The sequence below is a fragment of the Paenibacillus fonticola DSM 21315 genome (genome assembly GCF_000381905.1).
Lineage (GTDB): Bacteria > Bacillota > Bacilli > Paenibacillales > Paenibacillaceae > Fontibacillus > Fontibacillus fonticola.
In genome coordinates, this window is record NZ_KB907276.1 from 43,759 (window position 1) to 65,648 (window position 21,890).

The following is a 21,890-nucleotide window of genomic DNA, read 5'->3' on the forward strand; positions in this document are numbered from 1 at the left end:
ATGCACAGAGTTACCCACAACATGTTAACAACGAATATTTGTTCGTTGGACAGTGTATTTTCTAATGATTTTGAAGGAGATGACTATAAATGGCTTCTGATCCGTTGAATCCTCCCTTATCTACTTATTCCGATGAATATTGGATGCAAGAAGCGATCGCAGAGGCGCGAAAGGCTGAAGCAATTGGTGAAGTTCCTATTGGCGCTATCATTGTGCTTGGAGATGAAGTTATTGGAAGGGGACATAACCTGCGCGAAAGTATACACGACGGAACAGCACACGCCGAAATGATCGCGATCCGGGAAGCCAGTAAAACATTGGGGGCTTGGCGGCTGCTGCATTGCCGGCTCTACGTGACGCTGGAGCCCTGTCCGATGTGCTCGGGGGCCATCGTACAATGCCGGCTCCCTCATGTCATCTACGGGGCCGCTGATCCAAAGGCAGGATGTGCAGGCACGCTAATGAATTTGCTCCAGGAGCCGCGCTTCAATCATCGTACAGCCATCACTTCCGGTGTATTGCAGGCGGAATGCGCTGCTATGCTCACAGAGTTCTTTCGGCGCCTGCGCAAGAAGTAACGGCGATGGGCACCTTGCTGGAGCAGCGCCCGCCACATTAAAAAGGCGCCCCAGGGTCTGATCATAGACCTTGGGAGCGCCCCTAACTTTTGCAATACCGCTGATTTGATAAAATTAATAACCAAGCTCGGTCATTTCCTGTACGAATTCCTGAACTGTAATCGTATTTTGGGGAATACCCACAGAGAACTCCGGCTTTTCGTTAATACTTGTGAATTCAGTTTTCACTTCCATAACGAGCTTAACCTCTTCCCCGGTATCAGGGTCTTTAAATTCTATATCTGCCACCGCCTCTTGATAAGCCGGATAATCATTTTTATCAATTGCCGTATTCACGTAAAACTTATGAATGATTAAATCCTTCTGAACGTCATCCAAATCCTTTTGGAACTCTTCCTGGTCTAGTTCAGCGAGTTCTTTTTTGGCCTTCTCAATCTCTTTTGGTGTAAATTGCAGCAGTTTACGATATTCATCCTTCGCGACAATATCCAATGCCTGAGGCAAAACATGATTAACCAAAGTCGTCAGCGCTTCCCTCAAATTGTCATTATGGATATAAAACTGTACGACCTGTTTAGCTTCTATGCCCTCGGGCAACTCAATTTCTTTAGTTGGTATATCTTTTAAATACGTCTCTGATTCATATTCAGTTAAAATGACATCCGCCAGTTCCGCTACGAACCTTTGCGTTTTATCGGTATCCAGCAGTTCTGCATTAAAATTCCCTAGGCCTGTATTTTTTAATTCGTTCAAATCCACCGCTACGAACTTTCCAACGACTTTATCGGGAATCGGCAAAAATGGGATCTTCGGCACCTTCACGTAAATTTTATCCTGGGTCATCACGTATTGAAAAGTAATCGTACCTGAAAAATCACCTTTCAGCTTGACTTCGAGGGAAGCCTCGGTTTGCATCGGTTCTTTCTGATACACTTGCGTCAAAGTTATATCAGAATCCTTCAACATGGAATAGATTTCTCCCACCCCAGCAAACGCAGAGGCATCCAGCGTCAGATCCGTAATTTTTATATGACTTTTGGATACGTACGAGTCCATATTCAGTGCAGCTGCTGCTGCATTTTTCAATGCTTCCTTTGGCTCCTTCTGAGCGCCGCAGCCGGTTAAAATCAAGGTTACCGACATAAATAAAACGAAAATTGATAATAAAAACCTTCTAGTCATGCTTGCTCCTCTCCATCTTTACAGATACAACCTCTTTTATGCAAATTTCAAACGATATATTAACCATTCCAAGGCGGATCGAATCACATTTGATTAGACTAATTAAAGTAAGACTTACTAGTGTAAAACTACTAGTGTAAGACTTACTAATGTATTGCTTTTTTCTTAAAGCGCCCGCCCTTCACATCATGGATATATCCCACAGCCAGAAAAGCATTTTCATCAAAATGATTTACAATATCCTTCAGTTTGGCTTCCTCTAAACGTGTTATTACACAAAATATAACCTTTTTTGGGTCGCCTGAGAAGCCCCCTTCACCCGACAAGTACGTCACTCCACGCCCCAAGCGGTGAAGTATTGCCTCTCCGATTTCATCAATCTGTTCACTGATAATCCACACTGATTTAGATTCATTTAACCCATCCACAACGATATCAATCGTTTTGAAGGCTATATAATAAGCCAACAACGAGAATAATGCACTCTCCCATTGAAGTACAAACCCTGCACTAAGCAGAATAAACAAGTTGATAAACATAATGATTTCTCCCACTGAAAATGGCGTCTTCCGCGATACGAGAATCGCTACGATTTCGGTTCCATCGAGGGATCCGCCAAAGCGAATCACCATCCCCGTACCCAAACCAAGCAGAATGCCGCCAAAAACGAAGGCCAGCAGCGTATCCTTTACAAAAGGATCCACCGGATGCAGAATCGCTGTGCCAATAGACATGACTGTAATACCTAGCAGGGTGGAGAAAGCAAACGTCTTTCCGATTTGCTTATACCCTATAATAAGAAAAGGGAGGTTAAATAAAAATAGAAATATACCGAGCGGCCATCCCGATAAATAGAAGGAAATGACGGAGATCCCTGTAATCCCGCCATCTGTAATTTTATTGGGGACTAGAAACAACTCCAACGCTACAGAGACAATCAACGCTCCTATGATAATAAACAAAGCTCTGACCACAATGCTCCCCATGGTCCGCTTGTTATGTTTACGCATAGGGAGGGGAACAGGTACCGCAGGAATAGGGCTTAAATGATCAGATTCCAATACGCATCACGATCCTTTCATGTGGATTTCTCGTGAATCTTATGTTGATCTCATGCTAATTCCATGTTGGTTTGAAGCATCCGCAGAGGGTAGTTTCCCTTGAAACGTTCTCTTCTTATTATGACATTATTTGAACTTCATGTCTGCAATATTGCAAATTAGAAATAAAAACCTCAGCCCAGGGCTGAGGTTGGAGATTCAGAATCGGTTATATAACTATACATACTACGGTTCAACATATACAGGCTAAATTGGCATGTGTAATTAGGGCTCCAGCAGGTGCGTTATGGTTCGCTAGATAGTACCGCGCCAGAGTTTCCTCAAATTGTATTTAAGGTCGTATCTCACTAGCCTCACTAGTCTCACTAGTCTCACTAGTCTCACTAGTGTCTTACCAGTGTCTTACTAGTCACTTTGATACGGTCTCTTAGGCTAAGCCTCTGCTAGCGTCTGCTGGTGTTGTTGCCTTGGGTTAAAACATAGCATTTCCGTCTCACCAGCCACTATAGCCGCCTCTACACTTCCAAACGCAAACGTTGTTCCAAGCACAGTCGGCTAACCTTCCACGCGCAGATCGCTAACATTCCGTGCATAGGCCCTTGAGTTCCACATGTGGTTATTTCCTGATCGCTGTTCCCCCATACGTTCAACTGCCTTGAGGATTGTTATGGCTGACATGATTTTGATTTTTGACCTTCTTGGAACCAGATAACGGTTCAGGCCCCCCGTTTCCACGCTCTCTGCGCTCATTCGTATCGGGCTGGGTTCCCCGGGTCATATAGGATTTGGGTTTACTCATGAAATAACATCCCCTTTCGACTCATCGAGCTTGTTCTAACATATCTTAAGGTGTGGATAACCCGGTTTTTTTATACATAGGGATTGTTGGGGTCCATGTTTGGTTTGATTCGACAGCAAAATGACTTCGGTCCACCGCACTACTTCCCGCCACCAATGATTTTTCCCAGAAGGAGAAGGTCCCCCCTCAAAGAGTTCTCCTTTCGGGTCTTTCGCCACTTCTTTACCCGTACTTCCTTCCCCCGTACCTTTTTACCCGTACTCCTCCGTACTACTCCGTACATCCACCCTTACTCGTACTTCATCCATTGTGCTTACGGACACCAGAGACGCTATTCCACCTGTTTAATGGAATACGGAAGGGCTAACGGACCCAGGATCAGCTATTCACCCTCAATACGCTTGGTTTCAGGCTCATTTCGCGCAATAGCGGAACCCTGGTCCGTTAACTTTGAATTTGGCGACTTTTTGGGGAAATAGCGGATCTACGGTCCGATAGGTCCACACGGTTAACAATTAACATGTAAAATAGCACGTAACACATAACGTGAAAACTAAAAAGTTGCACAAACACTAAAAAACCGCCTCCCTATCGGGAAACGGCTTGATTATTATTAGTTAATCTTGAGCGATGCTAATACTAACACTAACACTAACATTTACGAGCCTATGGAGCCTATGCTCCGACGAACTTTGTGGGTTCTCAATATGTATGGCGGAGAGGGTGGGATTCGAACCCACGTGGGCTTGCACCCTAACGGTTTTCAAGACCGCCCCTCGTTATAAAAACCCGCCATCCCTTATGCTTAATGACTTTATGGCACTTTATTGCTGAACCGCTAAAGCGGTCTGAGTTAAAACGTTCAATTAGGTATGTGACCGTTGGATATTTTCATCTTATTATCTTCACACGTATGAGTCAACCTATAAAAACAAATAATAATCTTTATCCGTCACCATCTCGATAAATTCGCTATTCGTTGGCTTAGACTTGCTGATATTGATGAGTATCGTCAGTATTGCGGAAACGTTTTAAATTCCTGGTTTATCATGGGTTAGGTATGACTTGTTTTGAACTATACGAATATCGAAGTTATTTTCCCAAAAATCCGAATGTTTATTGGCTTTCCAAAGTAGAATTTTTATGGACAACAACGCCCTGATATAAAGATACGGTAAGTTACTGCAAAGAGTCTTGGGTAGAGTAACTTCTGCTTGACTGTTAGCATTGGACTCTACCTCGAAAAACATGGTTACTATAGTCCACTGATACGCAACTGTGAAGACGTATCAATGTACAAAAATATATTTTGTATTAGTTTTAATATTTCTCTTGAATTTGTTGATGACGCATTGTATTCGGGGTCTTCAAGAAATGATTCTCTAAGATTAACCTTAATTATATTTAAAAATTCATCTCTTACAGAGTCCGATAACAAAATAGCGGAGAGTAGTTCCTTATCCTTATAAAGTCTGTTGAAAATTCCAGCAAGTATCATAGCAATTGATATTTGGAACTTATAGTTTCTGCTGGAAACTCCATAAATTTCTTTTGAAAATGGAAATTCACATACTTCATGTATTCTGATAATAAAGTGATTGAATTGCTCAAAAATCTCTCTCACTTCATGGAAATTGCTTTCTAATGCCGAAGGGTTATGCTTATCTAAATCAGCTTTTTCCTTCATATATTTCTCAGCATACACCAAGGATTTTTCATATGACTCATTAATACCATACTCCAAAATACTTAGAACCACAAAAAGATTTTCTTGGACTTTCTTCTTTTGAATTCTATCTTTTGTAATGTTATATGAGTTGAAAAGTTCATTTTTTCCTTTTTTCTCATATAGACTAAATGTGAAATTATTTATATATGTATTAAAAGGAGAATTATATACAGCATGCCTTATCTCCTGAGGAGTTAATGGTTTTGTTCCCTTGTTATATCTGTTAAAAATCTCAAGTTCAAATTCAGTTCCTGGAAAGTCTTTAAAAATAGTTACCAACAAGGTCATATCAATAAATTCAGATTTTATTTCTATGTCCAAATCGTTGAAACATTTACCTTCAAGACTATTCAGGAGCTTTAAGCCACTAAGTTTAAATTCGTTGTTATAGAATCTGTATAGCGCACGAAGTCGATGCTGTCCATCAACAACGTTTGTTACCCTGACATTATTATATTTGTCAGTAGCCAAAAAAATTGGAGGAATTGGAATACCTACCAGTACAGATTCAATTAGTTTTGCTTCATCATCAACGCTAAACCTATACTCCCGTTGGTATTCTGGGGCAAGGATTATTGAACCATTAAATTTTAATATATCCTCATCGCTTAGTTCTCTATCATTAATATCTTGTAACTTGTATCCTTTATCAATCCTATCAATTAATACTCCAATTGATAGGTTTTCAATTTCAGGATTGATTTTATAAGTATTCATTATTCCCCTCCTCCTTCCTGTCTGTATTTATTATACTGACTAATACTGTCTATCATAAGAATATCTTTTGCTATCGAAGATAATTCAGGGTATATTTGTGTAAATCCGATTCCCATAGCATACAAAGATGCAAGAATATCCTTTTTATGCTTTCCACTAATAATGACCTTTCTCAATATATCCTCTGAGTTTACTTGTTCCTCTAAGGGAACTGCGGTGTCCTGGAAGTACAAGAAGACACCGTTTTGAGCATTAATACGACTATTTAACTTTCTGCCTTGGACAATAACTGGTCCACTCAACTCATCTAGTCTAATATCTCTTTCTGAAAGTACGATTAAGTCTGTTCTATGGCTATGTAATGGATTTAATTTTTTTGGGTCTAAGAACCAAACAACCGCATCTCTAGGTTCTGTATCATCATCTGTAGTTTCTGTAAATGCGGTTTCCACTGCGAACATTAAAGCAATTATATGAGATTGGGTAAAGTCTAAGAGTCTGGTCGGAATACCAAAGTGTTGGGCATGAATCATCCACTCATAATCATTTTGAATATCCCAAGGTGAATCCATATAATAATGACTGTTTATTTTAAATTGTTTCAAAAAGTGTGTGATAGATAAAGGAGCATATTTCCTATTACCTTTATTGTCTTTTCTTAGGGCACTTGGTAATAAGGGGAAGTCTCCAGTTTGTCCTCTTGATAAGCTGAATGTGGCAGGCAATTTCTCAACAAACGACATATACTCGCTTAGTTTTCGAATTTTCCCATCGTGCTCTGGAGCTTGCAGTTCTTCGGGTAATTCAATACATTCTTCAGTTTCGGGTTCAGTTATTATTTGGTTCTCAACCCCATTTGCCATTCTCTTTTCCCCTTTCAAGTTCTTCTGGTTAAATCAGTCATTGAAAGGAATTATACTACACTTAAAAAACCAGGTAAATATTTCAAGTAGTATTCATGGATTATTAGTCTGGGACTAAAGGGGGCAGAATCTATATCCATTCTAAATTCAACGTGTTTATAAATGTGTGAATCCTCTAATGAACGTCCATTAATGAATTTAATTACCTTTACAAACATAAATTCAGCTATTTATTCAAGGTTTATAATAGTATACGTTTGTAAACACAGTGACTACTACATTACATTGTCCAGTGATTGACGGTGAAATCGTCCTAAGTGTGATGGTAAAGCTGTCCGGCAGGGGGTACTTTACAGTCTGGAATGCATCAAAGCTCATTGGAGCGGGGCGAACACTTCAATCCACGAACCCTACAAATAAATATCGCGATACGATAGCCTTTTTAAATCCTGAGAAGTAACATTTTTACTTGAAATGACAATAGGAACCAAGTTCTCATAGAAGATCATTATCGCAGTCCACGATTACAAACAATCAAACGCTTTTGATACTTTCTTCTCCAAAATTTGTAGTTCATTAAGTTCTAGAAAAGATAATTTGGCTCTTAACTTCTCTTTATAGTCTCCGTTCACCAAATCCTGTTCTTTGGCACTAATAAGATATATCTGCTTATTTGTAACCTTACCTTCAATTCGTTTACTTTCACATAGATACAGGTAGAATACATTCCCATTATTTTTTGCTATTCGTTTCTTCACTCTAATATACATAATAATCACCCTTCAAATTAAGCTGTCAAATCACGAAAGAGCCATAGAACATAGTCCTACGGCTGTAATATTAACTTATCTAATAAATATCTCATTTAGATGTGATAATTCGTCTTCCTCATTTATGTCGTATTCTACTACAGCTTTTATTATCTCGCCTGTTTTTTGATTAACTTCTTTTTCATTTGCCCAGCCAATCTCTGCCTCGTATTGTTTCGCTGTTATTTTCCGTTGTTTTGGAATGACATTAAACTGTATCATGCTCGTAGCAAACTCATTAGGCTCCTTAACGCCATAGGTATTTGTTTTTGTTTCCTTATCCTCAGGTTTATCTAAACAGAATGGTTTATGGTCATTTGTTATCATGTTGCATCTCTCTAAATTTTCAAGCTGTTTCTTCACTTCATCTATTGAAAGCCCTGTTAATCGAGCCAATTTCTTTTGAGAACAATTATACGCATTATTAAATTTATCAGTCATGTATTTCAAGAAACAGTACAGGTAGAATCCTTCAACGCCCAACTCTAAATCAGCCATGCAGTAAATGAATACATCAATGTCAATCATGTGAGTATTTTGAATCATATAGAATGTTCCATCTTCATAGTTATCTTCCTCTGATTCTTTAAACCGATAGAATCCCTTTACAGGCATTGCCACTTTCCAGTTCTTATTATTTCCATAAATTTGTGGATACTCACTCTCATAAACGAATTGAACCTCTTTATACTTTGTTCCTTCTTCATACCAATATCCACAAGGCTTATCTGTCACTTTGCGAATGTAGTCCAGTTTAACCAGTAAACCAGTTTTATTCTTAGTAAGGTATGTATATTGTTCAGATTTCGGGGGAAAACCAAGAATTTGCTTAATTATTCCTTCATTTATACTGGTTGTCACACCTGATTTATCATTGTAATAGTGGTACTGGGCATATCTCCATTGGTAGTTTGCAAGATAATAATAAGCATAAGCATATGCAATATGCGTTGAAGTTTTACCTTGCATTTCCTCTGATCCAAATGCTTCTAGTAAGTCCTCAAAAATCTCATTAGGCATGTATACTTCATGTTGTTTTTCATTTACTCCAAGTAGCTTAATCATCATCGACTTAGTGAAATATGTCTGTCTTTTTCTCGCCATTTTCATCTCTCCTGTCTATTATCCCCTACAATGATTATCCAGATTAAATAACTAAACCTTAAAATTATCAATACTCGCTTGTAAGTTACCGCTTCTTGCAAATAACCAGAACCTATTACCACTCTTCTCATGTAATGCGGAGCAAATGTAGCTAAATCCGCACCTCTTTAAATGCGCCATCATCTTTGCGTTGTAGCAAAAGAAATAATCCTGCTCTACTCGCATTTACAATTCCCCCTTCATTACTTTTCAAAAAGAAACTTTTTGCCCTTACATTTCTAATAGCGTTTAAGTCGATGATTTTTCTAGTCTTTCGGCTACGTTTCCAATACTAATGAAACCAATTCATTATCATAAAATCCGTTCAACTACACCCTTATTTAATAAATAATTTTAATAATATAATATAGAAAATTAATACTACATACTAATTTTATTATTATATAAGAGTGTTATAGAACGGATTTTAGAATAGAGAACACCTAGACAATCAGTCTATGATTAAACAGAAGTGGTTTGTGTTCAACTAGGGTCACTCAATTGAGATTGAGCAAGCGTACAATATCGAGCAATGTACAAAATGTAATTGCAAAGACTTGCAGAGCAAGAACATTAAAATTAAGGAATCGTCAGTATCATTGTCGAAGGCTTCTTATGCCCTAAATGTGATGAAGAATATTATCCAGAGACAATTAAAGAAGTGACGAGATTACTTAATCGAAGAGAGATTGAGCGCCGTATAAATCCACTCCACCTGCAATCTGAGGAATATCAAATGTCATCAGCGGAAGCCTCAAGGGATGATGATGGAGACTATTAACTTAATAGTTAAGAAGACCATTTCGATTTTATGAAGTGGTCTTCTTTTTATCTATTCAACCCTCACTAATCAATGGCATCCTCATAAGCATTCATTATTGCCTTTGATGATTTCTTTAAGAGCAAATTGGCTTCCTCAATTCTCTTTTTACTTTCATCGACCTTTTGTTCCATAGATAAGTCCATTGAAGCGTCAGATAAAATTCCTATCCCTTCCTAAAATTCATCGTGTACTTCTTTGAACCTTTCTGGTGCTGACTCCTTCTTTAATACTTCATTTATCATTCCAAAAGCCATTATTCCTTCAAATAAACCTTTTGCTGTTTCTTCGGATTTTTCATTTTTCCGTTTCTCCAAAGCTACATCGAATTTATCTTGATAATTTTCAAGCTGGTCAACTGCCGCTTTCATGGTTTCCAGATATTTTACTTCTTTTTGTGTGTATTCTATCTTTTGTTCTGAACAAGCAGTAAGCAGTACCGAAATAATTAGCATAAGTAAAATGTTTTTCATTCTAACCTCCGAGTTGTCTACGTGATAGATATTACATTTAACATTTGTTTACCTTTTCGCAAGCATCGAGATAATCATTCATTAAATTGATTTCCTTCTTTAGCTGATTAATCTCCTTATCAAGCTGTTTAATTCTAGCCTTTCGTTTATCACTCTCTGATTCACAAGCCGTTCCCACTAGAATCAAACAGATGCAAGTAAAACCGAATATGTAGTTCTTTAATCTCACATGTACGCACCTCCTAGTTGTAAAGTCATATATCAAATATAGTATCGTATATATACGATGTTATCAACGAATCTTCTGATATAAGATTATGTGAAAGCCTGTACTCCTTCCATACGCTTGAATGGAAGGGAAGTGATTAGAATGTCTTCTGATTTTTTAAAACTCGTTGGAGAACGTATTAGAACGTTACGCAAAGAAAAAGGCTACACCCAAGAGTCTTTATCCGAAAAAAGTGGAATACATGTTACATATATTTCTGATATTGAGCGCGGCGAACGGAACATCTCTATGGAGACATTAGAAAAAGTTATTTCCGCTTTGGAAGTGAATCCAGTCGAGGTATTCAGAATCGAGGGTATTGAAGATATTGAGGAACGGGCTGATAGACAAGAACTAATTGAAGCACTTAACTCGTTATTGTCGGGAAGAAGGACTGAGGAAGTAAAGCTTGTACTTCGTCTTGCTAAGGATGTGCTGGGTACATATGATAAGCTAAAATAACAAATCACCCATTCGCAATGAAGTCGAATGGGTGATGTTGTAGTAACGTAACTATATATATCGGTTTGGTCATTAACTATACTATTCACTCTGACCAATCCTATTTGATAAAATGGTTTTCGCAAGCCGTAAATCTAACAGTTCGGAAAGACAAGTGATTTCTGCTGAATGTAGCGTTGTCAAAACTTCTTCAACGGTCGGCAAATCAAGAACGCTAGTACCTCTCTTATGAACTAGCATCAACAATTCTGAAATCATTTCTTGATATGTCTTTAGTTTGAAACACAATTCATCCTCTCTGTATACGAGTTGTTCGTATTTCTCGAAGTCCACGCTCATTTTACAACCTCCTGATGGAAGGAAGAAGCTAACAACAACTCTCTCTCCGCTTTCAAACGCCCAATTTCGGATCGTATAGCTTGTCTGCGTTCTGGACAAGTGTCTTTTTCGACATGTTCCAAAACAAGCTTAGAGTGCGCCCTAGCGGGTTCTACGAGCTTTGGAGCGATAGTGTTATCCCCCATAGCTAACCATACGCTTCGTGATGTTACCATTGCTCAGTTCCCCCATTCATGAACTTCTCATACTGCTCACGAACATCAGCAACATCTAAATTAACGTAACGATTTACCATTTCCATGGAGGAATGTCCAAGCAATCTACGTAATGAAAACGGGTCGCCTGTTGCCTTTATATAACGAGTTGCAAACGTATGTCGAAATGTATGGGGGCTAATACGAACACCAGTAATTTTAGCCTTCTTGCCTATGAAGCTGATACATCTAGTAGCCCAATTCTTATCTAAGGGTTGACCAAACTCGTTGAGGAATAAGTTTGGAGCTTGTCCGTTTATCTCATGCCAAGCGAGATAAATAACCAACAGTTCTTGTGTTCTAGCTCCATAATAAACCGTCCGTGCTTTTCTGGTTTTAGCTGATTCAGCCCGAACAGATGCGGAACGTTTTTGCAGATCAATTTCCTCTACTAAAATCCTCATACATTCACCAATACGAACCCCTGTATCAAGCAGGAATGACATTAACAGCGCATCACGTAGTCCAGTAAAGGTAGTTAATTCACAGCAATTAAACAATTTACGCTCCTGAGCCTTTGAGATTACTTGAAAGTCTTCTTCTGGAACCTTCAGCAGTTCAACATTGTCAAAGGGGGATTCTTTTATGATTCCCTCGCTCATAGACCAATTGAACATTGCTTTGATTGTTCTCAGTCTGATATTTATTGTGGAAGGCTTCAACTTCTGTACCGTCAACATATGAGAAATCCATGAACGAATCACATCGCGATTAGGTACAAAGTTGTCCAGACCGCTGTACTCTGATGACAAGAAACGGCGAAACCAGTTCATGTGTTTCCTGTAGTCCTCTAAGGTACGCTCTGCCGCTCCTGCGGCTTGCCGTGCGGCATAGTAGCGATTAAACAGCTTAGTCAATGTCAGAGTCTCATATAGCGGTTTCTCTGCTTCTTGATGAGCAGGGCGGGACGTTTCCAAGACCGAAGGAGTAAGTCGGTCTAATAGCCGCTGGGGTAAATCCAGATTATTCTTTCTTTGTCCTCGTTTATGAGCTGATCTGCCTGTGTTTGCGCTCATACTTCCATTCCTCCCGTTAGTTTTTTGTCTAACGGTCACGAACACAAAAAAACGCACTAGACCGCTGTTCAACAGTCAAGTGCGTTTCAGTCATAATCGTCGTAATTCCTTATGTGACGCTAATTAATAAATCTGGCGGAGAGGGTGGGATTCGAACCCACGTGGGCTTGCACCCTAACGGTTTTCAAGACCGCCCCGTTATGACCGCTTCGGTACCTCTCCAAAAGGTGAATCTGATTAGCGTAACAAATCAGATTCTACCATAGAGTTTATTCACACGCAAGTTATTTCTCGATGGAAATATATTCAACATTTCCCATGTAAGGTCGCAGAACTTCCGGTACTTCAACACGGCCGTCCTCCAGCTGATAATTTTCAAGAATTGCAGCAACCGTACGCCCTACGGCAAGCCCGGAGCCGTTCAAAGTATGCACGAATTCCGGCTTGGCTTTAGCCTCCGGACGGAAACGAATATTAGCCCGGCGTGCCTGGAAATCCTCCACGTTTGAGCAAGAGGAAATTTCACGATAAGTGCCTGACTCTGGCAGCCATACCTCAAGATCATATGTTTTGGCAGCGCTAAAGCCAAGATCCCCGGTACACAGAGCCAACACGCGATAAGGAAGCTTCAGCAGCTGCAGGACGCGTTCTGCATTCGCTGTCATTTTCTCCAACTCTTCGTACGACTGATCCGGGTGAACGATCTTAATCATTTCAACCTTGTTGAACTGGTGCTGACGGATCAAACCGCGAGTGTCACGGCCTGCCGCCCCTGCCTCAGAACGAAAACAAGAGCTGTAAGCCACATAATTCCGGGGCAGGTCCTCGGCGTTCAAAATCTCGTCCCGGTGAAAGTTCGTAACAGGTACTTCTGCCGTCGGAATTAGGTAATAGCCCTCCTCCGTCAGTTTGAATAGATCCTCTTCGAACTTCGGCAGCTGGCCTGTTCCGTACAGGCTGTCCTGATTGACAATATAGGGCGGCAGCATTTCTTCATACCCATGCTCGCCACTGTGCAAATCCATCATAAAGTTGATCAGCGCACGCTCCAGACGCGCCCCCAGTCCCTTATAAAAAGTAAACCGCGATCCCGTCACCTTCGCCGCTGCCTCAAAATTTAAAATTCCGAGATCCGTGGCGATATCCCAGTGAGCTTTTGGCGTAAAATCGAACGAACGCGGCTCACTCCAGCGGCGAACTTCTACATTCTCCTCTTCCGAAGCACCTACAGGCACATCCACATAAGGTATGTTCGGAATAGAGAGCATAAGCTCATCGATCTGCGCTTCAAGAGTACGGACCTCATCATCCAGCTCTTTAATACGGTCACCGACCTCACGCATCTCTATGATCAGCTCATCCGCGTCCTCCTTGTTCTTTTTGCGCTTAGCTACTTCCGCCGATACCATGTTGCGACGGTTCTTCAGCGATTCACTCTCCTGCAGCAGTTCACGGCGTTTGCCGTCCAGTGCCGTAAAACCCGATATAAGCTCCAAGGACTTACCTCTATTCTGGAGCGCTTTCTCGACGCGTTCGAAATCATTTCGCATTATTTTTACATCTAACATGGGTTGTCCCTCCTAGAATCATCCCCGGCCGCATTGACGGTATCTGCTCAGCAGCACAAGCAGCCGCTACGGGATCACCAGAGAACTATCGGGTCCTCCGTTTAAAGCAAACAAACCTTAACCCTTGGAAAAAGAGTCAAGGTGTCTGATCAGCCCTTTACTTAGAAGCCGATTTGCTTGCCTGAATCATCTCTGTAAAATATTTATGAAGCGCGACATCGTCTGTCAATTCCGGATGGAATGATGATACGAGTAGATGCCCTTGACGTGCAGTTACGATTTCATCATTGTAGGTGGACAATGCCTCGACGCCATCTCCAACCGCCGTAATAAGGGGCGCACGGATAAACACTGCACGGAGCGGCTCTTCCAGTCCCTTTACTTCCAAGTCGGTCTCAAAGCTCTCCCGCTGGCGTCCAAACGCGTTCCGTGACACGCTGATGTCCATAACACCCAGATGGGGCTCTTCTCCGCCTTCGATCTCCTTAGCCATCACAATCAAACCAGCGCAGGTGCCAAAAAGAGGCTTACCCTCGCTAGAGAACTGCCGGACAGCTTCAATAAATCCGTACTTCCTCATAAGCTTGCCAATGGTTGTGCTCTCCCCGCCGGGAATGATCAATCCATCGACATCCAGGAGCTGCTCGGGCTGCTTTACAGCAACACCCTCTGCCCCTGTACTCTCAATGCTTCTTATATGCTCCGAAACGGCGCCTTGCAGCGCCAGTACTCCCACCTTCATGGAGAAACCTTCTTTCTATCTGACTCAAAAAGAATTGCCTAGGCTATATTACCAGCCGCGATCCGACATGCGCTCAGCGGGAGTCAATTTGGAAATCTCGATGCCCTTCATCGGTGTTCCCAGATTTTTGGACACTTCAGCAATCAACTTATAATCTGTGTAGTGCGTAGTAGCCTCAACGATGGCACGTGCAAATTTCTCAGGATTTTCCGATTTGAAAATACCTGACCCTACAAATACCCCATCGGAGCCAAGGTGCATCATTAATGCTGCGTCAGCAGGAGTCGCTACACCGCCAGCTGCAAAGTTCACTACCGGCAGCTTGCCGTTCTCATGTACTTCAAGCAGCAGGTCATAAGCTACGCCCAGGTTCTTAGCTTCGGCATACAGCTCATCCTTGGACATGCTTTGAACAGAACGAATTTGGCTGTTGATCAGACGCATGTGGCGTACAGCTTCGACAATGTTGCCTGTTCCTGGTTCGCCTTTAGTACGGATCATCGATGCACCTTCGCTAATACGGCGCAGCGCTTCACCCAGATCTTTCGCTCCGCATACAAATGGAACGGTAAAATCACGTTTATCAATATGGAATACTTCATCCGCAGGAGTAAGCACTTCACTCTCATCCAGATAGTCTACCCCAAGAGATTCCAAAACTTTCGCTTCTACGTAATGCCCGATCCGCGCTTTGGCCATGACCGGTATGGAAACGACCTTCATCACTTCCTCAACAATCGTAGGGTCAGCCATGCGAGCTACGCCGCCAGCTGCACGAATATCCGAAGGCACGCGCTCCAAAGCCATAACAGCCGTGGCTCCGGCCGCTTCGGCAATCTTAGCTTGCTCCGCATTCATGACGTCCATAATTACGCCGCCTTTTTGCATTTCGGCCATACCTCTTTTTACCCGTGATGTTCCTGTTTCCATGTTCATGCCTCCCGAATTAATCTCAAAATATATCCCATGTTATGAGGCCTTGGCACAACGCCAGTTCCTGCATAATCATTACTTCCGGCTCCATCATACAAGCGATAATCTAACTTGATATTTTACAATATTCGCACTAAATATACAACCCATTTACTCGGGATTTATCGTCTGTTGCTAGAAAAGATTTTTTATTCCGTTAAACAGGTCTTTGAAAAAATCGCCAATCGAACGCAAAAGCAGTTTGAACCAATTCGCCTTCTCCGCATCCTGGGCCGTAATCAGCTTCACCGTCTTCTCCACAGGCTGGTCAGTGTCCGCTGCTTTATAGGAATATGTTACTGTACCGACTTCCGTTCCCTGCTTCACAGGCGCCACCAGTGCTGTCTCTTCATTCAGCGTTACCGTTGATTCCAAGCGGCTCATATCGGCGCCCTTAGGCACAACAAAACTAACCCCTTGATCGGTGACAACAGGCACGTCTATGTTCTTTGCCTTCTTCACAGTCACTGTCTCGGTTCCTTCTACTGTCGTTTTCGGAGCGACAACCTGCTTCGTCTCAAAATTGTTAAACCCGTAATCAAGCACCTTACGAGTTTCGACAAAACGGACATCTTCGGCCTTCATCGTCTTCGTAGCTTGCGTTCCCATAACTACGCTGATCAGACGCATCCCATCACGTTCAGCCGTCCCCGTAAAGCAGCTGCCAGCTCTAGACGTGTGCCCTGTCTTTAAGCCATCCAGACCTTCATAAGCAAACTGCTTAAAGTTGGTCACATTTTTATTCGCTTCCAACATGTAGTTCCAGTTAATCATTGGCTGTGTATCCCGCTCACGGAATTTATATTGCTGTATGGTGGTGAATTCCGTGAAATCAGGATGATCGGTGACGATATATTTGGCCAAAATAGCCGCATCACGCGCTGACATATGCGTTTCCTTGTCATTTGCCGGACGAAAATCTTTAGGCATATCTCCGATATCCAACCCTGTGGAGTTAGCAAAATAAGTATTTTTCATCCCCATGCGCTGGGCCTCATCATTCATCATCTGCACAAAGGCCTGCTCAGATCCGGCCACATACTCGGCCAAGGCCACTGTTGCATCGTTAGCGGAGCCAACAGCCATGGCAATGTACAGCTCTCGAATGGTATGTTGGTCGCCCTGCGCTAGAAATATGCGTGAGCCAATCGTCTTGGATGCATTCTCGCGTACAGTAACTACATCATCCCAGCTAAACTTCCCTTGTTTAACTAGATCTGCAACAATATATTCTGTCATCATTTTGGTCATGCTTGCTGGAGGTAATGGAGTATCCCCGTTAATATCCAACAGAATTTGTCCGGATACCGGCTCCATTAATATGGCAGACTTTACTTTAAGTTCAAGTGACTCTACGGATGGAATATTAGAATTGCTCTGTTGTGATGCCGGTTTGGTAGATGTGGCTTCGGTTTGCTGTCCTTCGGCAAGCGCAATCGCCGGAACCATGGATAGACACAGCATATTCAGTAATAGAACAGAGGCGACGCTTTTACGAAGGATTTGCCGTTTCGACGTTCTCGGTTTCTTTTGTTTCAGTTTCAATGCTCTTAAAGCTCCCCTCATTTACTCGTTCAATTGCTTAATCTATTCTATCACAGCCCATTCCGCAAAAAAAGACAGGCCGGGCAGAAATCGCCCAGCCTGTTATGGAAAGTAGTGGTGTGGCAAAATATTACAACGAATAGTTCGGCGCTTCTTTCGTAATTTGCACATCATGCGGATGGCTCTCACGAAGCCCTGCCCCCGTAATACGAACGAATTTCGTGTCATTGCGAAGCTCGTCCAGAGTAGCTGTTCCGCAGTACCCCATGCCCGAGCGCAATCCGCCCAGCAATTGATGAATCGTATCGGACAAAGGCCCTTTATAGGCCACGCGGCCTTCGATTCCCTCAGGTACCAGCTTTTTGTCATCATCCTGGAAGTAGCGGTCCTTACTGCCTTGTTTCATTGCTCCGAGGGAGCCCATCCCTCTGTATACTTTAAAGCGCCGGCCCTGGTAAATTTCCGATTCTCCAGGGCTTTCTTCCGTACCAGCAAGCAAGCTGCCCAGCATAACGGCATGCGCTCCAGAAGCGATGGCCTTCGTAATTTCTCCAGAATACTTAATTCCTCCGTCAGCAATGATCGGAATGCCGTACTCGCGGGCTACGGATGCACAATCGTAGACAGCGGTAATTTGTGGAACACCGATCCCGGCGATGACACGCGTCGTACAGATCGAACCTGGTCCGATACCTACCTTGACGACAGAAGCGCCAGCTTCGATTAAATCACGGGTTGCTTCGCCAGTTGCTACGTTGCCCGCAATAATTGTAAGTTCCGGATACCGTTTGCGAAGCTCACGTACCGTGTCCAAAATGTTAATATGATGCCCGTGTGCGGAATCAACCGTAATAACGTCGACGCCTGCCTTAACCAAAGCCTCCGCCCGTACGAAAGAATCGGAGGATACGCCGATAGCCGCCCCGACAAGCAGTCTGCCCTGCTCATCTTTCGCCGCGTTCGGGAATTGGATCGCTTTCTCGATATCCTTGATCGTAATCAAGCCCTTGAGCGTATTGGATTCATCCACCAGTGGCAGCTTCTCGATTTTATGCTGCTGCAGAAGGACTTCTGCTTCTTGAAGCGTCGTTCCCACGGGAGCCGTTACCAGGTTCTCGTGCGTCATGACCTCGCTGATTTTGATGCTGTAGTCATGAACGAAGCGCAAATCCCGGTTCGTCAAAATACCGACTAATTTCTGCTCCTCATTTACGATCGGAACACCGGAAATACGGTATTTTCCCATCAGTTCCTCTGCGTCCGATACTAGTCGATCCGGCGTAAGGGAGAATGGATTCGTGATAACGCCGCTCTCCGAGCGCTTAACCCGATCTACTTCCTCAGCCTGCTGCTCTACCGACATATTCTTATGAATGATGCCGATGCCGCCTTCCCGGGCAATAGCAATCGCCATAGCCGCCTCCGTCACTGTATCCATTCCGGCGCTGATGAGCGGCATGTTCAGCTTAACCTTATCGCTGAGCTTCGTAGACAAATTTACCTCTTTCGGAAGGACCTCCGATTTACGAGGGATGAGCAGCACGTCATCAAATGTTAAGCCTTCCTTGTCAAATTTACTTTCCCACACCTTAGTTTTTCCTCCCTTATATTCTATTCCTCGTCGACCGAATTCCCTTATATATCAAGGCCGGAAAGACACTTACGAAAATATATTATTGTACATCTTAGCAAAGGGCATATAGCCTGTCAAGGACAAGCGCAAGGAAATTACACCAGACTTTCACAGGCACACGAGTGTCCACAGGAGGAATACACTACACTTTTTCGGGTATTCTCCCGCTTTATTGTTCCCCTTTTACTGTTATTATCATTCCGGCTAAGAAAACCGTCTGCCCCCGCATATAAAAAAGAGCACTGTCTAAAGACAATGCTCCCTTACGTATCCTGCTTAACTGGCCTTTGAAATCACCTGATCGATGACGCCGTATTCAATCGCTTCTTCAGCGGACATGAAGTAATCCCGATCCATATCTTTGGCTATGCGCTCCAAGGATTGGCCCGTATGCTCGGCGGCAATCGCGTTTAATCTCTCCCGAGTACGGAGAATCCGTTTAGCGCTAATTTCGATATCGCTGGCTTGCCCTTGGACACCGCCATGCGGCTGATGAATCATTACCTCGCTATTCGGCAAGGCGAACCGCTTTCCTTTAGTGCCTGATAACAGTAAAATTGCCGCAAAAGAAGCAGCCATGCCGGAGCAAATCGTCTGAACGTCAGGTTTGATGTACTGCATCGTATCGTAGATGGCGAACCCTGCTGAGGTGGAGCCGCCGGGACTATTTATATAGAAGTGGATATCTTTCTCAGGATCCTCAGCTGCAAGCAAGAGCATCTGTGCGCTAATGCTGTTGGCTACCTGATCATCAATCGCCGAACCCAGAAATACGATTCGATCCTTAAGCAGCCTGGAGTAAATATCGTAGGAGCGTTCTCCACGGCTCGTTTGTTCGATCACGTACGGTATAAATGTACTCATTGTTCAAACCCTCCTTGATCAGTAATATTTAAATCGTGAATGTTCTTCTTTAAGCTGCCCATACGAGCGTTTGACTGTACGCCGCTTTTAAACCGTTCTGATGTCGAGCGTCTTGCTGCCTATGCTTCTTTAGAACGGGCGGCTGAATCTGATCGAGCTCGCTGGATTCATTCATGAGCATGAGCAGTGCCATCGGATTATGTTCACGGAATGCCTTTAAGTAAGCGTACACGATTTGCTCATTGTTCGGAGTCGCATGTGCTAAGTCATTTCTTTTTTCTAGCCGGGAACCTTGATCTGCCTCCTCTTCCGCTCGTACCGATCTAAGCTTCGTACGAGCGCGATGAAGCAATGCTTTAACAGCCCCTTCGGTCGTAGAGAGCAGCTCCGCCGTTTCTGCGGCCGTGTAACGAAATACATCCATAAGCATTAGCGTAATGCGCTGATGGATAGGGAGGCGGTTTACGATCGTTTCCATGGCCATCCAGAGTGAGGTCACATCTACCTCTTCGGCTTGGAGCTCATCGGCAACTGTCTGGTCTATCGAATACGACTCTGCGAAAACTCTATTTTTGCGATGCCCATCAATGCATATATGGTTAGCAATCCTATATAGGTACGATTTATTGACGCTGAAATGGCTATTCTTTTCAAGAGAAATTCTCCAAACCTTCAGCCACGTTTCCTGGACAAGATCTTCCGCCTCCCAGGATGTACCGACTAGGGATCGGCAATATTGACTCAGCGCCCCCTGATAAGTCTGAACCCATTCCATAAAGTTGTCATACCTTGTCTCCAATTCAAGGCTAGCGGCTAATGGATGATCTGCACCCATGGGCTTAGGTTTCTGGCGCTGCTCCGCCTGCTGATGCAAGTTAATCCGCTGATATGGCCTGGATTGTTTGGGTGACTTGGATTGTTGGTCGGATTTAGATCGTTGGTGTGGCTTGGATTGTTGGTGTGGCTTGGATGGCAGAATGAATCTTGATTGCTGATCTAGCTTCGATTGTTCCATATGTTTGTTATGCGGCACGAACTTCGTTTTCGACGGAGAGTTAAATGGATGCCCCACTACTGTACCTTCTACGTAATTACTGCTCATTCCCCTTCACACCTCCCTACGCGCTTAGATTTTTCTTATTTACTTATATAAACGACAAAAACGCACGAATCGATACGGTCGATATTATAATTATAAAATATTTTCGTTTATTCATTTGGCTTCCCTCTTACGGACACTCGTTCCGCTATATCGCAAAATTACTGCCTTTTCTGGACCTAACGGACACAGCAGGCCTTATTGGTGTAAAATCGACGGGCTCGATGGATATTTCCATTAAATAGCGCCCTCTGAGTCCGTTAGCTTGCCGATTTCGCGAAAAAACAGGTAAATAGCGAATCTCCTGTCCGTAGAAATAGTGCAGCCCTAAAAAAGTCTTGAGTAACACAAGAATAATACAAAGAAGCACTGCCGATTCAAAGATCAGCAGTGCTTCTTCAGATTGCTTGGCGACGTCCTACTCTCCCAGGACCCTGCGGTCCAAGTACCATCGGCGCTGGAGGGCTTAACGGTCGTGTTCGAGATGGGTACGTGTGGAACCCCTCCGCCATTGCCACCAAACATGATTTTTGCGCTGCTTCCACGGCCTGTCTTTGCTACAGCAAAATATCAGACCTCAGAAAAGACTTGCAGCTTAAAATCTTCATTCCAGGTTTGATCACCTGAAAACTGGATACGAAACTTCATTTGCGTTTGCCCTTCATCTCTTCCGGGCCCCGCCAAAGTAATCGGACTAAGCTTCGTCAGCTTCTCGTCACTTTGGTGGGTAGTATTTGGATAAGCCCTCGACCGATTAGTACCTGTCAGCTCCATACATTGCTGCACTTCCACCTCAGGCCTATCAACCTCGTCGTCTTCAAGGGGTCTTACTAATTGGGAAATCTCATCTTGAGGAGGGCTTCACGCTTAGATGCTTTCAGCGTTTATCCCATCCGCACGTAGCTACCCAGCTATGCTCCTGGCGGAACAACTGGTACACCAGCGGTGCGTCCA

General features: G+C 43.1%; 19 protein-coding genes, 1 tRNA gene and 2 rRNA genes. 2 read left to right on the forward strand and 20 right to left on the reverse strand.

What is annotated here, in order from left to right:
* Positions 1–89 precede the first annotated feature (89 nt).
* The gene (gene tadA / locus G358_RS0124800; RefSeq protein ID WP_019639967.1) at positions 90–578 is read left to right on the forward strand and encodes a tRNA adenosine(34) deaminase TadA; all 489 of its coding nucleotides are present in this window, start codon (positions 90–92) and stop codon (positions 576–578) included.
* A 114-nt stretch (positions 579–692) separates the two neighbouring features.
* Here tadA and G358_RS0124805 read toward each other — a convergent pair whose 3' ends face one another.
* The 8 genes from G358_RS0124805 to G358_RS0124850 form a co-directional block, all read right to left on the reverse strand.
* The gene (locus G358_RS0124805) at positions 693–1,760 is read right to left on the reverse strand and encodes a hypothetical protein (RefSeq protein WP_019639968.1); all 1,068 of its coding nucleotides are present in this window, start codon (positions 1,758–1,760) and stop codon (positions 693–695) included.
* Positions 1,761–1,906: 146 nt separating this feature from the next.
* Entirely contained in the window at positions 1,907–2,746 is an 840-nt protein-coding gene (locus G358_RS0124810) for a YitT family protein (protein ID WP_420836073.1), read from the reverse strand.
* A 721-nt stretch (positions 2,747–3,467) separates the two neighbouring features.
* The gene (locus tag G358_RS32660; protein ID WP_019639970.1) at positions 3,468–3,620 is read right to left on the reverse strand and encodes a small acid-soluble spore protein P; all 153 of its coding nucleotides are present in this window, start codon (positions 3,618–3,620) and stop codon (positions 3,468–3,470) included.
* Between the two features lie 1,255 nt (positions 3,621–4,875).
* The gene (locus tag G358_RS0124820) at positions 4,876–6,066 is read right to left on the reverse strand and encodes a DUF262 domain-containing protein (protein WP_019639971.1); all 1,191 of its coding nucleotides are present in this window, start codon (positions 6,064–6,066) and stop codon (positions 4,876–4,878) included.
* Positions 6,066–6,929 carry an FRG domain-containing protein gene (locus G358_RS0124825; protein ID WP_019639972.1) on the reverse strand — a complete coding sequence of 288 codons (864 nt, stop codon included), beginning with the start codon at positions 6,927–6,929 and terminating at the stop codon, positions 6,066–6,068. The genes G358_RS0124820 and G358_RS0124825 overlap by 1 nt, the downstream gene beginning before the upstream one ends.
* Positions 6,930–7,453: 524 nt before the next feature.
* Positions 7,454–7,699 (reverse strand): hypothetical protein, encoded by a 246-nt coding sequence (locus G358_RS0124830; RefSeq protein WP_019639973.1) that lies wholly within the window; start codon positions 7,697–7,699, stop codon positions 7,454–7,456.
* 75 nt (positions 7,700–7,774) lie between these two features.
* On the reverse strand, positions 7,775–8,842 hold the full coding sequence (locus tag G358_RS0124835) for a helix-turn-helix domain-containing protein (protein ID WP_019639974.1): 1,068 nt from the start codon (positions 8,840–8,842) through the stop codon (positions 7,775–7,777).
* Between the two features lie 1,035 nt (positions 8,843–9,877).
* The gene (locus G358_RS0124850; protein WP_019639977.1) at positions 9,878–10,174 is read right to left on the reverse strand and encodes a hypothetical protein; all 297 of its coding nucleotides are present in this window, start codon (positions 10,172–10,174) and stop codon (positions 9,878–9,880) included.
* 370 nt (positions 10,175–10,544) lie between these two features.
* Here G358_RS0124850 and G358_RS0124860 point away from each other — a divergent pair, with 370 nt between their 5' ends.
* Positions 10,545–10,904: a helix-turn-helix domain-containing protein gene (locus G358_RS0124860; RefSeq protein WP_019639979.1), complete on the forward strand. Its 360-nt coding sequence runs from the start codon at positions 10,545–10,547 to the stop codon at positions 10,902–10,904.
* Between the two features lie 81 nt (positions 10,905–10,985).
* Here G358_RS0124860 and G358_RS0124865 read toward each other — a convergent pair whose 3' ends face one another.
* The 12 genes from G358_RS0124865 to G358_RS0124935 all read right to left on the reverse strand — a co-directional run.
* Positions 10,986–11,243: a hypothetical protein gene (locus G358_RS0124865; protein ID WP_019639980.1), complete on the reverse strand. Its 258-nt coding sequence runs from the start codon at positions 11,241–11,243 to the stop codon at positions 10,986–10,988.
* Positions 11,244–11,451: 208 nt separating this feature from the next.
* Positions 11,452–12,513, reverse strand: a complete 1,062-nt coding sequence (locus G358_RS31920) for a tyrosine-type recombinase/integrase (protein WP_019639982.1) — start codon at positions 12,511–12,513, stop codon at positions 11,452–11,454.
* Positions 12,514–12,646: 133 nt separating this feature from the next.
* A tRNA-Ser gene (locus tag G358_RS0124880) sits at positions 12,647–12,735 on the reverse strand.
* A 62-nt stretch (positions 12,736–12,797) separates the two neighbouring features.
* Positions 12,798–14,081, reverse strand: a complete 1,284-nt coding sequence (gene serS / locus G358_RS0124885) for a serine--tRNA ligase (protein ID WP_019639983.1) — start codon at positions 14,079–14,081, stop codon at positions 12,798–12,800.
* 157 nt (positions 14,082–14,238) lie between these two features.
* Positions 14,239–14,823 (reverse strand): pyridoxal 5'-phosphate synthase glutaminase subunit PdxT, encoded by a 585-nt coding sequence (gene pdxT, locus G358_RS0124890; protein WP_019639984.1) that lies wholly within the window; start codon positions 14,821–14,823, stop codon positions 14,239–14,241.
* 48 nt (positions 14,824–14,871) lie between these two features.
* Positions 14,872–15,753 carry a pyridoxal 5'-phosphate synthase lyase subunit PdxS gene (gene pdxS / locus G358_RS0124895; RefSeq protein WP_019639985.1) on the reverse strand — a complete coding sequence of 294 codons (882 nt, stop codon included), beginning with the start codon at positions 15,751–15,753 and terminating at the stop codon, positions 14,872–14,874.
* A gap of 177 nt (positions 15,754–15,930) precedes the next feature.
* Positions 15,931–17,340: a D-alanyl-D-alanine carboxypeptidase family protein gene (locus G358_RS0124900; protein ID WP_019639986.1), complete on the reverse strand. Its 1,410-nt coding sequence runs from the start codon at positions 17,338–17,340 to the stop codon at positions 15,931–15,933.
* Positions 17,341–17,470: 130 nt separating this feature from the next.
* Positions 17,471–18,928, reverse strand: coding sequence for an IMP dehydrogenase (gene guaB / locus G358_RS0124905; protein WP_019639987.1), 1,458 nt, complete (start codon positions 18,926–18,928; stop codon positions 17,471–17,473).
* 321 nt (positions 18,929–19,249) lie between these two features.
* Complete coding sequence (gene clpP / locus G358_RS0124910; protein ID WP_019639988.1) at positions 19,250–19,837, reverse strand: ATP-dependent Clp endopeptidase proteolytic subunit ClpP; 588 nt, start codon at positions 19,835–19,837, stop codon at positions 19,250–19,252.
* A 49-nt stretch (positions 19,838–19,886) separates the two neighbouring features.
* On the reverse strand, positions 19,887–20,939 hold the full coding sequence (locus G358_RS31925) for an RNA polymerase sigma factor (RefSeq protein WP_019639989.1): 1,053 nt from the start codon (positions 20,937–20,939) through the stop codon (positions 19,887–19,889).
* Positions 20,940–21,341: 402 nt separating this feature from the next.
* Positions 21,342–21,458, reverse strand: a 5S ribosomal RNA gene (gene rrf, locus G358_RS0124925).
* Positions 21,459–21,670: 212 nt separating this feature from the next.
* Positions 21,671–21,890: ribosomal RNA gene (locus G358_RS0124935) — 23S ribosomal RNA — on the reverse strand; the annotation flags it as partial.

Excerpts from the sequence above, each read along its gene's own strand:
- tadA (WP_019639967.1), top strand. The coding sequence starts at position 90 with ATGGCTTCTGATCCGTTGAATCCTCCCTTATCTACTTATTCCGATGAA.
- G358_RS0124805 (WP_019639968.1), bottom strand. The coding sequence starts at position 1,760 with ATGACTAGAAGGTTTTTATTATCAATTTTCGTTTTATTTATGTCGGTA.
- G358_RS0124810 (WP_420836073.1), bottom strand. The coding sequence starts at position 2,746 with ATGGGGAGCATTGTGGTCAGAGCTTTGTTTATTATCATAGGAGCGTTG.
- G358_RS32660 (WP_019639970.1), bottom strand. The coding sequence starts at position 3,620 with ATGAGTAAACCCAAATCCTATATGACCCGGGGAACCCAGCCCGATACG.
- G358_RS0124820 (WP_019639971.1), bottom strand. The coding sequence starts at position 6,066 with ATGAATACTTATAAAATCAATCCTGAAATTGAAAACCTATCAATTGGA.
- G358_RS0124825 (WP_019639972.1), bottom strand. The coding sequence starts at position 6,929 with ATGGCAAATGGGGTTGAGAACCAAATAATAACTGAACCCGAAACTGAA.
- G358_RS0124830 (WP_019639973.1), bottom strand. The coding sequence starts at position 7,699 with ATGTATATTAGAGTGAAGAAACGAATAGCAAAAAATAATGGGAATGTA.
- G358_RS0124835 (WP_019639974.1), bottom strand. The coding sequence starts at position 8,842 with ATGGCGAGAAAAAGACAGACATATTTCACTAAGTCGATGATGATTAAG.
- G358_RS0124850 (WP_019639977.1), bottom strand. The coding sequence starts at position 10,174 with ATGAAAAACATTTTACTTATGCTAATTATTTCGGTACTGCTTACTGCT.
- G358_RS0124860 (WP_019639979.1), top strand. The coding sequence starts at position 10,545 with ATGTCTTCTGATTTTTTAAAACTCGTTGGAGAACGTATTAGAACGTTA.
- G358_RS0124865 (WP_019639980.1), bottom strand. The coding sequence starts at position 11,243 with ATGAGCGTGGACTTCGAGAAATACGAACAACTCGTATACAGAGAGGAT.
- G358_RS31920 (WP_019639982.1), bottom strand. The coding sequence starts at position 12,513 with ATGAGCGCAAACACAGGCAGATCAGCTCATAAACGAGGACAAAGAAAG.
- serS (WP_019639983.1), bottom strand. The coding sequence starts at position 14,081 with ATGTTAGATGTAAAAATAATGCGAAATGATTTCGAACGCGTCGAGAAA.
- pdxT (WP_019639984.1), bottom strand. The coding sequence starts at position 14,823 with ATGAAGGTGGGAGTACTGGCGCTGCAAGGCGCCGTTTCGGAGCATATA.
- pdxS (WP_019639985.1), bottom strand. The coding sequence starts at position 15,753 with ATGGAAACAGGAACATCACGGGTAAAAAGAGGTATGGCCGAAATGCAA.
- clpP (WP_019639988.1), bottom strand. The coding sequence starts at position 19,837 with ATGAGTACATTTATACCGTACGTGATCGAACAAACGAGCCGTGGAGAA.
- G358_RS31925 (WP_019639989.1), bottom strand. The coding sequence starts at position 20,939 with ATGAGCAGTAATTACGTAGAAGGTACAGTAGTGGGGCATCCATTTAAC.